Annotated in this window: 15 protein-coding genes; 6 read left to right on the forward strand and 9 right to left on the reverse strand. The window is 59.5% G+C overall.

Annotation, left to right across the window (positions count from 1 at the left end; all coding sequences use genetic code 11):
• Positions 1-4 precede the first annotated feature (4 nt).
• Genes FY152_13110 through deoA form a run of 5 tightly spaced genes read left to right on the forward strand, consistent with a single transcriptional unit; the run spans position 5 to position 4,274 of the window.
• Positions 5-976 carry an ABC transporter permease gene (locus FY152_13110; GenBank protein UXS32987.1) on the forward strand — a complete coding sequence of 324 codons (972 nt, stop codon included), beginning with the start codon at positions 5-7 and terminating at the stop codon, positions 974-976.
• 4 nt (positions 977-980) lie between these two features.
• Positions 981-1,385: a cytidine deaminase gene (locus FY152_13115; GenBank protein ID UXS32988.1), complete on the forward strand. Its 405-nt coding sequence runs from the start codon at positions 981-983 to the stop codon at positions 1,383-1,385.
• Positions 1,385-2,185: a purine-nucleoside phosphorylase gene (locus FY152_13120; protein ID UXS32989.1), complete on the forward strand. Its 801-nt coding sequence runs from the start codon at positions 1,385-1,387 to the stop codon at positions 2,183-2,185. The genes FY152_13115 and FY152_13120 overlap by 1 nt, the downstream gene beginning before the upstream one ends.
• A 2-nt stretch (positions 2,186-2,187) precedes the next feature.
• Positions 2,188-2,961 (forward strand): deoxyribose-phosphate aldolase, encoded by a 774-nt coding sequence (gene deoC / locus FY152_13125; GenBank protein UXS32990.1) that lies wholly within the window; start codon positions 2,188-2,190, stop codon positions 2,959-2,961.
• A gap of 2 nt (positions 2,962-2,963) precedes the next feature.
• Complete coding sequence (gene deoA / locus FY152_13130; protein ID UXS32991.1) at positions 2,964-4,274, forward strand: thymidine phosphorylase; 1,311 nt, start codon at positions 2,964-2,966, stop codon at positions 4,272-4,274.
• On the opposite strand, the gene FY152_13135 is transcribed toward deoA, so the two are convergent.
• The 9 genes from FY152_13135 to cyoA form a co-directional block, all read right to left on the reverse strand.
• Entirely contained in the window at positions 4,267-4,788 is a 522-nt protein-coding gene (locus tag FY152_13135; GenBank protein UXS32992.1) for a TIGR02281 family clan AA aspartic protease, read from the reverse strand. The genes deoA and FY152_13135 overlap by 8 nt on opposite strands.
• A gap of 134 nt (positions 4,789-4,922) precedes the next feature.
• Positions 4,923-5,552 carry a uracil phosphoribosyltransferase gene (gene upp, locus FY152_13140; GenBank protein UXS32993.1) on the reverse strand — a complete coding sequence of 210 codons (630 nt, stop codon included), beginning with the start codon at positions 5,550-5,552 and terminating at the stop codon, positions 4,923-4,925.
• A gap of 96 nt (positions 5,553-5,648) precedes the next feature.
• Complete coding sequence (locus FY152_13145; GenBank protein ID UXS32994.1) at positions 5,649-6,626, reverse strand: adenosine deaminase; 978 nt, start codon at positions 6,624-6,626, stop codon at positions 5,649-5,651.
• Positions 6,623-7,843 (reverse strand): phosphopentomutase, encoded by a 1,221-nt coding sequence (locus FY152_13150; GenBank protein UXS32995.1) that lies wholly within the window; start codon positions 7,841-7,843, stop codon positions 6,623-6,625. The genes FY152_13145 and FY152_13150 overlap by 4 nt, the downstream gene beginning before the upstream one ends.
• Positions 7,844-7,956: 113 nt before the next feature.
• On the reverse strand, positions 7,957-8,727 hold the full coding sequence (locus FY152_13155) for an SURF1 family protein (GenBank protein ID UXS32996.1): 771 nt from the start codon (positions 8,725-8,727) through the stop codon (positions 7,957-7,959).
• A gap of 169 nt (positions 8,728-8,896) precedes the next feature.
• Positions 8,897-9,289, reverse strand: a complete 393-nt coding sequence (cyoD, locus tag FY152_13160; GenBank protein ID UXS32997.1) for a cytochrome o ubiquinol oxidase subunit IV — start codon at positions 9,287-9,289, stop codon at positions 8,897-8,899.
• Positions 9,289-9,915, reverse strand: a complete 627-nt coding sequence (gene cyoC / locus FY152_13165) for a cytochrome o ubiquinol oxidase subunit III (GenBank protein ID UXS32998.1) — start codon at positions 9,913-9,915, stop codon at positions 9,289-9,291. Before cyoC ends, cyoD begins: the two co-directional genes overlap by 1 nt.
• A gap of 5 nt (positions 9,916-9,920) precedes the next feature.
• On the reverse strand, positions 9,921-11,924 hold the full coding sequence (gene cyoB, locus FY152_13170) for a cytochrome o ubiquinol oxidase subunit I (GenBank protein ID UXS32999.1): 2,004 nt from the start codon (positions 11,922-11,924) through the stop codon (positions 9,921-9,923).
• A gap of 76 nt (positions 11,925-12,000) precedes the next feature.
• Positions 12,001-13,074 carry a ubiquinol oxidase subunit II gene (gene cyoA / locus FY152_13175; protein UXS33000.1) on the reverse strand — a complete coding sequence of 358 codons (1,074 nt, stop codon included), beginning with the start codon at positions 13,072-13,074 and terminating at the stop codon, positions 12,001-12,003.
• A gap of 305 nt (positions 13,075-13,379) precedes the next feature.
• Here cyoA and FY152_13180 point away from each other — a divergent pair, with 305 nt between their 5' ends.
• Complete coding sequence (locus tag FY152_13180) at positions 13,380-14,708, forward strand: MHS family MFS transporter (GenBank protein UXS33001.1); 1,329 nt, start codon at positions 13,380-13,382, stop codon at positions 14,706-14,708.
• Positions 14,709-14,805 lie beyond the last annotated feature (97 nt).

The following is a 14,805-nucleotide window of genomic DNA, read 5'->3' on the forward strand; positions in this document are numbered from 1 at the left end:
TGATATGGATTTTTTCGATATGCTGGTCAGCATCCTCGGCTCGACCGTCCGACTCACCATACCGCTTCTCTTCACCGCACTTGCCGGGCTTTTTTCCGAACGCGCCGGCGTGTTCGATATTGGGCTTGAAGGCAAGATGCTGGCGGCGGCCTTTGCCTCCGCCTGTGTCGCCTATCTCACGGCAGATCCATGGGCGGGTCTGCTGGCGGGCATCACCGTCTCCATCCTCTTTTCGTTGATCCATGGTTTCGCCGTCATCACCAATCGCGGCAACCAGATTGTGTCGGGCGTGGCGCTCAACTTCATCGCCGCCGGTCTGACGGTCGTTCTGGGGCAAGCCTGGTTCGGGCAGGGCGGCCGCACGCCGCAATTGCCGTCCGAAGGCCGCTTTGCGCCAATCATCCTGCCGGGTGCGGATGCGATGCGCGAAGTGCCTTTCATCGGCCCGCTTTATGCCAATGTCATTTCCGGCAACAATATCCTCACCTATCTCGCCTTTCTGGCGGTGCCGCTGTCCTGGTGGGTGCTTTACCGTACCCGTTTCGGCCTGCGTCTGCGCGCCGTGGGAGAAAACCCGGGCGCGGTGGATACGGCAGGCATTTCGGTGACATGGATGCGCTTTCGCGCCGTCATCGTCGCCGGTTTCCTCTGCGGTTTCTCAGGCGCCTATCTCGCCGTTGCGCAATCGGCGGCCTTCATCGCCAACATGTCGGCCGGCAAGGGCTATATCGCGCTTGCAGCGCTGATCTTCGCCAAATGGAAGCCGGTGCCGGTCATGTTCGCCTGCCTGCTCTTCGGTTTTCTGGATGCCTTCGCCAACTTCATGCAGGGCAAATCCGTGCCCGGTATCGGCGAGGTGCCGGTGCAGATATTCCAGGCCATGCCCTATATTCTGACCTGCATCCTGCTTGCCGGTTTCATCGGCGTCGCCAAGCCCCCCAAGGCCGGTGGCGTTGCCTATGCGAAGGAGCGTTAAATCCATGTCCTCCAACCCGACATCTCATGCGTTGTTCGAGGCAGCGGTTGAGGCCATGGCCTTTGCCCATGCGCCCTATTCGAAATTTCCGGTCGGCGCGGCCATCCGCGCCGACGATGGAAAAATCTACAAGGGCGCCAATATCGAAAACATCTCCTTCCCGCAGGGCTGGTGCGCGGAGCCTTCCGCCATCAGCGCCATGATCATGGGCGGAGCAAAGAAGATCAGCGAAATTGCCGTCATCGCCGAAAAGCTTGCTCTTTGCCCACCTTGCGGTGGCTGCCGGCAGAAGATTGCCGAATTCGCGACGCCGGAGACGAAAATCTATCTCTGTGACGAAACCGGCGTCCAGAAGGTCATGACCATGGAAGAGCTCTTGCCTGCCAGCTTCAAGACCGAGTTACCCTGATGACGGACACCCTGATCGATATTCTGGTGGAGCGCCTGAACGGCCTGATGCCGCGTGTCGCCATCGTCCTCGGCTCGGGCCTCGGTTCGCTGGTTGAAGAAGTCAGCGATCCGGTCCGGGTACCCTATGCCGAGCTTCCCGGTTTTCCCGCAAGCGGCGTTTCCGGCCATGCGGGCGAGCTGGTGGCCGGTTATCTCGGCGGCGAGCCTGTCATGATGCTTTCCGGCCGGGTGCATTTTTATGAAAAGGGCGATCCGGCGGCCATGCGGGTCGTCATCGAAGCGCTGGCCGGTCTCGGCGTGCAGTCGCTTATCCTCACCAATTCGGCAGGTTCGGTCAGGCAAGATATGCCGCCCGGCTCGGTCATGCAGATTACCGATCACATCAACTATTCCGGCATGAACCCGCTGATCGGCGAGGAAAGCGATCGCCGCTTCGTCGGCATGACCACCGCTTATGATCCTGATCTGATGATTGCCATGCGCAACGCCGCCATCCGTGCGACGGTGCCTTTGTTCGGCGGTGTCTATATGTGGTTTTCCGGCCCGAGCTTCGAAACGCCGGCGGAAATCCGCATGGCGCGGCTGCTGGGGGCGGATGCTGTTGGCATGTCCACCGTGCCGGAAGTCATCCTTGCGCGCTTTTTCGGGATGCGCGTCGCCGCCGCATCGGTTATTACCAATTACGGTGCCGGCATGACCGGCGCGGAACTGAGCCATGAAGAAACCAAGGATATGGCTCCCGTGGGCGGCAAGAGGCTTGCCGCTGTCTTGAAGGAAATGATCGCAGGAGGAGCGTGACCATGGAACTCCAGCGTCCGCGCGAAGCGGCTGCCCTCACCCTGTCCTTGCTGGACCTGACCAATCTCAAGGAAGACTGCACGCCCGAGCAGATCGCCGCTCTGTGCCAGCGGGCGCATACGGAATACGGCAATACGGCCGCGATCTGCATCTGGCCGCGTTTCGTGGCGCAGGCCCGTGCTGCTTTCGGAAAAGACCATGCTATCCGCATCGCCACGGTCGTCAATTTTCCTTCGGGCGATCTCGACATCGCGACCGTGGTTGCGGAAACCGAGGCGGCAATCCGCGACGGCGCTGACGAAATCGATCTCGTCATTCCCTATCGCAAATTCATAGCAGGCGATGAAACGGCGGTTTCCGGCATGGTGGCCGCCGTGCGCAAGGCCTGCGTTGCACCCGTGATGCTCAAGGTCATTCTTGAAACCGGCGAGTTGAAGGACAAGGCGCTGATCCGTCGCGCATCCGAACTCGCCATTGCCGAAGGGGCCGATTTCATCAAGACCTCAACCGGCAAGGTCGCGATCAACGCCACGCTGGAGGCAGCCGACATCATGTTGCAGGCGATCCGCGACAGCCGGCAGAAGGTGGGTTTCAAGCCCGCCGGCGGTATCGGCACGGTGGAGGACGCCACGCTTTACCTCAGGTTGGCGGAAACCATCATGGCGCCCAACTGGGCCATGCCGTCCACCTTCCGGTTTGGCGCCTCGGGTGTTCTCGATGATGTGTTGAACGTGCTGGCCGGCGGTGAGCCCGCCAAGGCCGCCAGCGGGTATTGAGCTTGATCCCGCAGGAAATCATCCGCCGCAAACGCGATGGCCTGTCACTTGAGCCTCGTGAGATTGCCGCTTTCATAGAGGCGCTTTCGAAAGATGGCATCTCGGAAGGCCAGGCGGCTGCCTTTGCCATGGCGGTGTTCTTTCGCGGCATGAGCCGGGATGAGATGGTGGCGCTGACGCTCGCGATGCGCGACAGCGGCGATATCCTCTCATGGAGCGATCTCGGCAGGCCGGTGGCGGACAAGCACTCCACCGGCGGTGTTGGCGATAATGTCTCCCTGATGCTCGCCCCCATCGTTGCCGCCTGTGGTCTCGCCGTGCCGATGATTTCCGGCAGGGGCCTTGGCCATACCGGCGGCACACTGGACAAGCTGGAAGCGATTCCCGGTTACAATGTCATGCCGGACGAGGCGTTGTTTCGCCGGACGGTAAAGACGGTCGGCTGCGCCATCATCGGCCAGACGGGCGATCTCGCCCCCGCCGATAAACGCCTTTATGCCATTCGCGATGTGACCGCCACGGTCGATTCCATACCGTTGATCACCGCTTCCATCCTGTCGAAAAAGCTTGCAGCCGGGCTGCAAACGCTGGTTCTGGATGTGAAGGTCGGCAGCGGTGCTTTCATGCAGAGCGTCGAGGATGCCCGCAATCTGGCCCGCGCGCTGGTCGATGTGGCGAATGGCGCAGGCCTGCCGACAACGGCGCTGATAACCGACATGAACCAGCCGCTTGGCGATGCCGCCGGCAACGCGGTCGAAATCATCAATTGTCTGGATTTTCTGGCCGGTCGCAAGGCCGGCACCCGTCTTGAAAAGGTGGTCCTGTCGTTTGCGGCGGAAATGCTGGTGCAGGCGAAAAAGGCGGCCACGCTGGAGGAAGGAGAGGCGCTGGCGTCAGCTGCGCTCTCCTCCGGTCGGGCGCTGGAAATCTTTGCACGGATGGCTTCGGCACTGGGCGGTCCATTGGACTTCGTTGAGCACCCGTCCCGCTATCTGCCGTCTGCTCCGGTCATTCTTCCGGTTCTGGCGGAGCGTAGCGGCTTGCTCGCCTCCTGCGCCACGCGTGATCTTGGCATGGTTGTCGTCGAGCTCGGTGGCGGCAGAAAAAAGCCATCGGACACGATCGATCCTTCCGTCGGTATTTCGGATATCCTGCCGCTCGGTGCGAAAGTGGAAAAGGGCGAGCCGATCGCCATTGTCCACGCCGCTTCCAGCGACGACGCAGAACGTGCGGTGAAAAGGGTAGCGGCCTGCTACGGAATTGCCGACAGCTTGCCAGAGATCGATGCGCCCATTCTCGAGCGGGTCACCTGACCAGCCGCATCTCGCCGCCCGATACCTTGAAAGACGATAGTTGTTTGAGGAAGCTCATGCCGATCAGCATGTTACCGAGCGCATTGTCCTTCAGCACCATGGCGTCGACATTCTGCACCCGGATAGCGCCGATCTCCACCCGGTCGAGCTTCACATAGGCTGCCATGGTCTGGCCATTGGCCGTTGAAATCGCGTATTTAAAATCGAGGCTGTTGACGCCGTAACCGAGCCGGCGCGCAATCGTCTCGTTGATGGCGACCATGGAAGCGCCGGTATCGACAAGTCCGTCGAAGGATTTGCCGTTGATGCGGAAGGTGGCGTTGAAGTGGCCGCGGGCATCCGCTTTCAGATTGACACCGCCAAGGGAGACGGACTCCGGTTTGGCTGCTTCGGGTCTGGCTTCCGCTTTCTCAATGCTTGCTTCCGGGCGCGGCTGAAATTTTTCCACCAGCGCCGGAATTTGCGTGGCACCGACCGAAAGGCCAACAAGCAGAAAAATCGCGCGCGTCAGCAAGCCTTTGCTCCTCCAGGGGCAGGTTATTCTTGCCCAGAATAGACGGAAAACATGCTGAAACCTTAAAAGAAAAAGCCATTCGCCGCTGGTGGAGGCGGCGAATGGCTCAAACGGTTAAGCAATGATGAACGGGTTTATTTGGTGCCGTACATGCGGTCGCCGGCATCGCCGAGACCGGGAACGATATAACCCTTCTCGTTCAGATGGCTGTCGATCGCGGCGGTGTAGATATGCACATCGGGATGCGCTTCGCGGAAGTTCTTGATACCCTCAGGTGCCGCCAGCAGACACAGGAAGCGGATATTCTTCGCACCGCGTTCCTTCAGCTTTTCCACCGCGGCGATGGAGGAATTGCCGGTTGCCAGCATCGGATCGACAACGATGATCAGGCGCGCATCGAGACTTTCTGGAGCCTTGAAGTAATATTCGACAGCTTCCAGCGTGTCATGATCGCGATAAACGCCGATATGGGACACACGCGCCGAAGGCACGAGTTCAAGCATGCCTTCCAGCAGGCCGTTGCCGGCGCGCAGGATGGAGGCGAAAACCAGCTTCTTGCCTTCGAGCACGGGGGCCTCGATGGTTTCGAGCGGCGTATCGATGGTTTCCATCGTCATTTCAAGGTCGCGCGTCACTTCATAGCAGAGCAGCGTTGAAATTTCCCTGAGCAGGCGGCGGAAGCCGGCCGTGGAAGTTTCCTTCTTGCGCATGATGGTAAGTTTGTGCCGCACCAGCGGATGTTCGATGACTGTGACGCCGTCCATGAAACTGGCCTTCCTTTTTATCTTATGCCCTGTAATTCACCGAAAGTGCGTTTTTCGCAAGCCTTCTTCGCGGTTTTACCCCCGCGAACCGCAGCGTCAGGCGCCATCGAGTTTCGCAAGCAGTCGCGCGCGTGTTTCCTCGTCCACGAAGGCGCATTCCAGTGCGGTCCGTGTCATACGGTTGATCTCGGCATCGCTGAAGCCGAACTCATCCGCAGCCAGCGCATATTCCCGCGCAAGCGAGGTAAAGAAGAATGGCGGGTCGTCGGAACTGATGCACACACGCACTCCGGCATCGCTGAGAGCTTTCAGCGGGTGGCTGGCAAAATCAGGATAGACGTTGAGCGCGATATTCGAGCCGGGGCAGACTTCCAGAACCGTTCCCACCTCGGCCAGCCGGGCGACAAGACCGGCATCTTCGATGGCGCGCACGCCATGGCCAATACGCGCAGGCTTGACGAGGTCGAGCGCGTCGGCAACGCTTTCCGGGCCGCAAACCTCACCGGCATGGATGGTCAGCCCGAGGCCCGCATCGCGGGCAATGTCGAAGGCGCGGGCATAGTCTGCAACCCGCCCCATGCGCTCTTCGCCGGCCATGTTGAATCCGGTCACCAGCGGGTGCCGGGCGCGGGCCGCATATTCGGCCGCCGCGATCACCCGGTCAGGACCGAAATGCCGCTCGCCGGTGACGATGATGCGGGTTTCGATGCCGGTTTTTTCCTTTGCGACGCGGATGCCTTCGGCAATGCCGGCCAGATAGGCGTCGGCACCGAGCCCGATGCGGTCGCCATGATCGGGCGAAATGATCAGCTCGCTATAGATCGTATTGGCTTCGGCAAGTTCGGTCAGATAGGTTTCAGTCAGGACGGCGTAATCCTCATCCGTCTTGAACACCTGCGCCACCGCGTCATAACAACGGATGAATTCGGCGAAATCCGACCAGACATATTGGCCGTCCCGCAGAAAACCGCTGGTGTCGATGCCGTATTTCTCCGCCTGTTTCGCGACGAGGGCGGGCGGGGCCGCACCTTCGAGGTGGCAGTGAATTTCCGCTTTCAGCAAATGCGATGTCAAATGAAGCTCCTGCCGTGAGAACCGGCCTCGATGCCAAGATGGTGGGCGATGCTTTCGCCTATATCGGCGTAGCTTGAACGGATGCCGACGTCGCGCGAGCGGATGCCCGGTCCGAATGCCATGATCGGCACCCTTTCGCGTGTATGGTCCGTGCCCCGCCATGTGGGGTCGCAACCGTGGTCGGCGGTGAGAAGGGCGATATCTCCCGGTTTCATCTTGCGATGGATTTCGGGAATACGGGCGTCGAAAGCCTCAAGGGCGGCGGCATAACCGGCAACGTCGCGGCGATGGCCATAAAGCATGTCGAAATCGACGAAATTGGTGAAGACGAGATCGCCATTTTCGGCTTCATCGATGGCCTGCAACGTCGCATCCATCAGAGCACTGTTGCCATTTGCCTTGATGATGCGCGAGACGCCCTGATGGGCGTAGATGTCGCCGATCTTGCCGATGGCATGCACCTTGCGCTCCGCCTCCACCAGCCGGTCAAGCAGGGTCGGCTCGGGCGGCAGAACGGAGAAGTCGCGGCGGTTGCCGGTGCGTTCGAAGGTGGCGGCGGTCTCGCCGATGAAGGGGCGCGCAATAACACGGCCGATATTGAGCGGATCGAGCAGCTTGCGCACCGTCTCGCAGAGCGAGATGAGCCGCTCCAGACCGAAATGCGTTTCGTGCGCGGCGATCTGGAAAACGGAATCGGATGAGGTGTAGCAGATCGGTTTGCCGCTTCTGATATGGTCTTCGCCGAGCTCGGCGATGATCTCGGTGCCGGAAGCATGGCAATTGCCGAGAATGCCGGGGATATCGCCTTCCCTGCAGATCGCTTCCACCAGTTCCGGCGAAAAGGCCTCGCCCTCCGTCGGGAAATATCCCCAGTCGAAGGTTACGGGCGTCCCGGCGATCTCCCAGTGGCCGGACGGGGTATCCTTGCCTTTTGAGATCTCGCTGGCGGAACCGTGCAGGCCGAAAATGCGCTCCGGCGGTTCCATGCCGGCGGGAATGTCGCCGCTTGCCTGCCGCGCGATCTCCAGCAGGCCGAGCGAACACATGTTCGGCAGTTTCAGCGGGCCGGAGCGAAGCCCCGCTTTGTCGGCAGCGCCTGCTGCACAGAATTCCGCGATATGGCCGAGTGTGTTTGCGCCAAGATCGCCATAACGCTCCGCGTCGGGGGCGCCGCCGACGCCAAAGGAATCCAGAACGAGAAGAAATGCTCTTGCCATAACTCACCGAAACAAAATGCGCCGACGGGCAATGTCAGGCCGAACTGTCGTTATAGATCAGCAAAACGTGAAGAAGAAAGTGATTTTATGAACCATCCGGTAAAACCGGCTGCTCAATCCTTGTCCCGTTTCGGTTTCGGTGCATTGAGATTGCGCAGAACGTACCAGCCGGCAGCAACCACCATGGCCGCCAGAATATACCACGTTATGGCATAGGACAGGTGGTTATTGGGGAAGGTCAGCATGGTTTTGCCGCCGATCGGCAGGCCGCCCGGATTTGGCGTCGCATCGGCATCAATGTAAAACGGTGCCACGTTGGAAAGGCCGGATGCCTGCGATATCTGCGGGATGTTACGGGAGTACCAGCGGCCATTTGCCGGATCGTTGGTTCGAAGGAAAAGCCCGCCGGTTTCCGGCGCACGCATCAATCCGACGATCTCGACATTTCCGGCGGGTTCGCCTTCCCGTCTGGAGGATGGGTCCCGTTTGTCGGAAGGCACGAAGCCGCGATTGACGATAACGCTTGAACCGTCTTCGCGTCTGAGCGGCGTCATCACCCAGTAGCCGGGGCCGAGATCGCTGACCGTATAGACCTGAACTTGCCTGTCGTTGAGGAAGGTGCCGGATAGTTTCACGCGGCGATATTCATAGCCTGCGGGATCGGCAAGGGCCGGCCACTCGGCGGCGGCAGGGGCCTCGACAGGGACCGCATGGGCGCGGGCCTCGATGCGTTGGATGAGATCGAGCTTCCAGGAAAGACGTTTGACCTGCCATGTTCCGAGTGCCAGCAGAGAGCCTGTCAGGACGATGGTTAAAAACAGGACGACGATTGCCGCGGGGCGGATACGGCGCTTCTGCAGGGCGGTTGTCGATGGATCGGTCATGATTTTACAGTCCTTGCAAGGCCATGCGGCTTGCCGCGGCAGCGCTTTCGGCCGCAGGCATCCGGTCTTCCAGCAAATAACCCCATAAATCGCACCACGTTTGATGGGGTTATGTGTTGGTGCGTTAGCCGGCCCGCCGGAAACCCGGCAGGCCGTTGATTTATGCTGCTCAGGGCAGGTTTTTCACATCTTCGATGTGCAGCGGCATCATGTTCTTGTTCATGTTGTACATGACCCAGAGCGAGCCGGAGAGCGTGATCAGGAGCACCACGACGGTGAAGATCAGCGCCATGAAGGTCCAGCCGCCTTCGGACTTGGTGTCCATGTGCAGGAAGTAGATCATGTGCACGAAGATCTGGATGACGCCGAGACCCATGATCGCGATGACCAGCAGGGTCTTGTTTTCAAGAACGTCGCCCATGACCAGCCAGAAGGGGATCGCTGTCAGGATAACCGACAGGACGAAGCCGATCATATAGCTCTTGAAGGTGCCGTGGCTCGCGCCATCATGGTGATGGTCGTCGCCATGCGCGTCGTGGTGTGCGTGTGCTTCGGAACTCATCAAAGAACTCCCATGAGATAGACGAAGGAGAAGACGCCGATCCAGATGACGTCAAGGAAGTGCCAGAACATCGAAAGGCACATCAGGCGACGCTTGTTTGCCGCGATCAGGCCGTGCTTGGAGACCTGGAACATCAGCGTGACGAGCCAGATGATACCGAAGGTGACGTGCAGGCCGTGCGTACCGACCAGCGCGAAGAAGGCTGACAGGAACGCCGAACGCTGCGGACCGGCGCCTTCCGCGATCAGGTGATGGAACTCGTAAAGTTCCACGGCGAGGAAGGCGAGGCCGAACAGGCCGGTGACACCAAGCCATACCAGTGTCGACTTCACCTTCTTCTTTTCCATTTCCAGCATGGCAAAGCCGTAGGTGATGGAGGAGAAGAGCAGGAAGCCGGTATTGATCGCCACCAGCTTGAGATCGAACAGGTCGGCGCCCGAAGGGCCGGCCGCATAGTTGCGGCCGACAACGGCATAGGTGGCAAACAGGGTCGCGAAGATGAGGCAGTCGCTCATCAGGTAGAGCCAGAAGCCCAGCGAGGTGCCGTTCTCCGGGTGGTGGTCTTCCTTCAGGTAGAAGACCGGTGGTTCAGCGCCGTCGACGCTTTGTGCAGGTGCATGAGCCATATTCGTTACGCCTGTTCAGCAAGCAGCTTCGTACGTTCCGCCTCGACTGTCGAAACATCGGAAGCCGGAATGTAGTAATCGCGGTTGTAGTTGAAGGTATGGGCGATCGAGACCGCGATGATGGCGAGCATGGACAGAGCCGCCAGCCACCAGATGTGCCACACCAACGCAAAGCCGAGCACCACGCTGATGGCGCTGATGATCACGCCCGCACCAGTATTCTTCGGCATATGGATCGGGATGTAACCTTCAAGCGGACGGACATAACCGCGCTTCTTCATATCCGCCCACGCGTCGACGTCATGGACGACCGGCGTGAAGGCGAAGTTGTAGGCCGGCGGCGGCGACGAGGTCGACCATTCCAGCGTACGCCCATGATAGGGATCGCCGGTAACGTCGCGGAGCTGATCGCGCTTGAGGAAGCTGACGATGAGCTGGATGACGAAGGAGGCGATGCCGAGCGCGATCAGGAAGGCGCCGAAGGCCGCGATCACGAACCAGATCTGCAGCGAATTGTCCTCGAACTGGCTGATGCGGCGGGTCACGCCCATCAGGCCGAGAATGTAAAGCGGCATGAAGGCGAAATAGAAGCCGATGAACCAGAACCAGAAGGACAGCTTGCCCCAGAAAGGATCGAGGCGGTAACCGAAGGCCTTCGGGAACCAGTAGACGATACCCGCGAGCACACCGAACACAACGCCGCCGATGATGGTGTTGTGGAAGTGGGCGATGAGGAACAGCGAGTTGTGCAGCACGAAGTCCGCCGGCGGAACGGCAAGAAGAACGCCGGTCATGCCGCCGATGACAAAGGTGATCATGAAGCCGATCGTCCACAGCATCGGCACATCGAACTTGATGCGGCCCTTATACATGGTGAAGAGCCAGTTGAAGATCTTGGCACCCGTCGGGATCGAGATGATCATCGTGGTGATGCCGAAGAAAGCGTTCACGCTTGCGCCGGAACCCATGGTGAAGAAGTGGTGCAGCCACACGACATAAGCGAGGATGGTGATGACGCCCGTGGCGTAGACCATCGAGGCATAACCGAAAAGGCGCTTGTTGGAGAAGGTCGAGACGATTTCCGAGAAGACGCCGAAAGCCGGCAGCACCAGAATGTAGACTTCGGGATGGCCCCAGATCCAGATGAGGTTGACATACATCATCGGATTGCCGCCGAGATCGTTGGTGAAGAAGTTCGTGCCAACGTAGCGGTCGAGGGTGAGAAGCGCGAGCGTGCCGGTCAGGATCGGGAACGAGGCCACGATCAGGATGTTCGAACACAGCGACGTCCAGACGAAGATCGGCAGGCGCATCATGGTCATGCCCGGCGCGCGCATCTTGATGATCGTCACGATCAGGTTGATGCCTGAGAGTGTCGTTCCCACACCGGCGATCTGCAGACCCCAGATGTAATAGTCCACCCCGACGCCCGGACTGCCATCGATGCCAGAAAGCGGCGGATAGGCGAGCCAGCCGGTCTGCGCATATTCACCCACGAACAGCGAGATCATGGTGATGACGGCGCCGGCCGTGGTCATCCAGAAGGAGAAGTTGTTGAGGAAGGGGAACGAAACGTCGCGTGCGCCGATCTGCAGCGGCACGACGAAGTTCATCAGACCCGTGATCATCGGCATGGCCATGAAGAAGATCATGATGACGCCGTGGGCCGTGAAGATCTGGTCGTAATGGTGCGGCGGAAGGTAACCTTCCGATCCGCCGGAGGCGATCGCCTGCTGGACGCGCATCATGATGGCATCGGCGAAACCGCGCAAAAGCATGACCAGCGCCAGGATGATGTACATGATACCGATCTTCTTGTGATCGATGCTCGTGAACCATTCATTCCAGAGATAGCCCCAGAGGCGGAAATAGGTGAGGGCGCCGACGACGGCGATACCGCCCAGAGCCACGGCCGCGAAGGTCGCGACGAGAATGGGCTCGTGAAGCGGGATGGACTCCCATGTCAGCTTCCCGAACAGGAACGACGTTTGATCGGAATTGACGATCATTTTTAGCCTCTTGCGATTCTAAGACATAAGATCGGCGCAGCCATTGGCCGCGCCGCATAATGCCGGGACGTATCCGTCAGCCAGCGACTTGTTTCGTTTCCGGCAGCGCCGCAGGCTCGAAAGTCTGACCTTCGATCGCAGCCGGAGTGGATTGGGGACCGCTGGCAACGCCATAGGGCGCAAGCGGCGTGCAGACGACGGAGTTCAGCGCCTTGGCGATGTCGATGCCTTCCTTGCCGCCGCCGCCCTTGGCGTCGATATGCATCATGTCGCGCATGCAGAGCTTGTTGGGCTCGACACAGCGGTTGAGGATGGCGCTGTAGAGTTCCGGATCGACGGAGGCGAAATACTGAACCGGCTCACGCTCCGACGGCTTGGCGAATTCGAGATATTCCTGACGGCCGAAGCCCTTGCCGCCTTCCTTCGCCTTCGCCACCCACTGGTCGAAGCCCTGCTGGCTCAGGCCATGGAACTTGAAGCGCATATGGGAGAAGCCGGGGCCGGAGAAGTTGGCCGAGAAGCCGTCATAGACGCCTTCCTTGTTGATGACGGCGTGCAGCTTGGTCTGCATGCCGCCCATGGCGTAGATCTGGCCGGCAAGTGCGGGAACGAAGAAGGAGTTCATCGCCGTCGTGCCGGTGATCTTGAAGTTGATCGGGACATCGACCGGAGCGGCGAATTCATTGACACTGCCAATGCCCAGTTCGGGATAGAAGAACAGCCACTTCCAGTCCATGGCCACCACTTCGACCGTGATCGGCTTGGTCTCGGCGGTGACCTGGCGGTTCTCGTCGATACGCTCCAGCGGACGATAAGGGTCGAGACGGTGGGTGGAAATCCAGGTGACCGTGCCGAGCATCAGGATGATGGCGACCGGGGCCGACCAGATCACCATTTCAAGGCGCGTCGAGTGATGCCACTCGGGATCGTAATCCTCCGCCTTTGCCGATTCGCGGTACTTCCATGCGAAGAACAGCGTCAGGACGATGACCGGAACGATGATAAGCAGCATCAGAACCGTGGACGTGATGATGAGGTCGCGCTGCTGGATGGCGATGTCACCCGAAGGATTCATCACCACGAGGTTGCAGCCGCTGAGCAGCAACAGTGCCGGGATTGCCAGAAGGGCGGACGGGAGTTTTTTGATCATGCGCACGTTCTTTGGACTCGTACAGTTTGGATTATGCCGCGATTAATTGCCGAACATCATTTTTGAAATGAGGTATATTGTCGCGGTGCAGCGAAACCTTCGCGATGCACCATGTGCGGGCAGAGCTGCGTTTGAAGACGGAGCGGGTGCATTATCGCATAGCGAGCTTCCCGGGCAAGCCTTTCTTGCCAAACTTCAATTGACGTTACGGAGGGTGCGTGTGACAATCCGTCGCATCGTAACGCAACGGAAGAGGAGCCGGCGCGTTACAGGAAATGGTTCGTCCATGACGCAGGAGGAATATTATGAGTTATAGCAATGCTGCTCCATCTTTTGGGCAGGCGCCGGAAGCAAACGGTCATGGAACCGATCCGGTCAAGGTCGATCCGGATCGCATCACAATTGCGGTCATTCTTGCGAGAATGACTGAGTTTTTCGACTTCTTTATCTACGCCATTGCCTCCGCGCTCGTTTTTCCGCACGTTTTCTTCTCCTTCGTCGACCCGCTGACGGCTACACTTTATTCCTTTGCAGTCTTCTCTCTGGCCTTTATCGCAAGGCCGATCGGCTCGCTGATCTTCCTCCAGATCGACCGAAAGTTCGGCCGTGCCGTCAAGCTGATGGCCGCGCTGTTCACGCTCTGTGGTTCAACGATGGCGATCAGCTTTCTTCCCTCCTATGCGGAAGCCGGCGTGCTTGCCCCCTGTCTTCTGGCGGTGTTCCGCATCGGTCAGGGCCTCGGTCTTGGCGGCGCATGGGATGGTCTCGTCTCATTGCTCGCCATGAATGCACCGCCGAAGCAACGCGGCTGGTACGCCATGATGCCGCAGATCGGCGCGGCGATGGGCTTCGGTCTCGCAAGCGCGTTCTTCATCGTTTTCGTCACACAGCTTTCCAATGCGGAATTCCTCGCCTGGGGCTGGCGTTTCCCCTTCTTCGTGGCGCTGGCGCTCAACGTTCTCGCGCTCTTTGCCCGCCTGCGCATGATCGTGACGCCGGAATTCCAGGCCATGCTTGAACAGCACGAGCTGGAGCCGCGCCCCATGTTCAAGATGTTGCGCTCGCAGTTTCCGGTCGTGGTCACAGGTGCATTCGTGCCGCTGGCAAGCTTCGCGCTCTTCCATCTGGTCACGGTTTTCCCGCTGAGCTGGGTTTCCCTCAACACCACCCAGCGTGTTTCGGACTTCCTGTTCGTGCAGTTTGTCAGCGCCATCATCGCCGGTGGCATGATCGTGGTTTCAGGCATTCTGGCCGACAGGATCGGCCGGCGGAAGCTTCTGGCTGTCGCAGCAGTGCTGATCGGTCTGTTCAGCCTTGTTGCACCCGTCCTTCTGAGTTCGGGTGATATCGGCCGCTATCTCTTCGTGTTGATCGGCTTTTCGCTGCTTGGTCTGTCCTTCGGTCAGGCGGGCGGTGCGCTCGCTTCCCGCTTCAGCCGCGAATACCGTTATACCGGCGCATCCCTCACCTCGGATATTTCCTGGCTGATCGGTGCCGGTTTCGCCCCGCTTGTCGCACTTGGATTTTCGTCCAAATTCGGACTGTTTGCGGTCGGAATTTACCTGATGTCCGGTGCGGTCTGTACCCTGGTCGCGCTTTGGTTCAGCCGCACGCTGGACATGCCGTCGGAGTGAACAGGGCAATTTAACAACCTCTGCAGCCATTGCGCCGCGGAATCCTGTCGGATTTCGCGGCGTTTTTGTTTTTTTATTGCGCCGGATCGATTTTAAT

Origin of the sequence: Agrobacterium tumefaciens, assembly GCA_025560025.1 — a bacterium.
In the GTDB taxonomy this organism is placed as follows: domain Bacteria; phylum Pseudomonadota; class Alphaproteobacteria; order Rhizobiales; family Rhizobiaceae; genus Agrobacterium.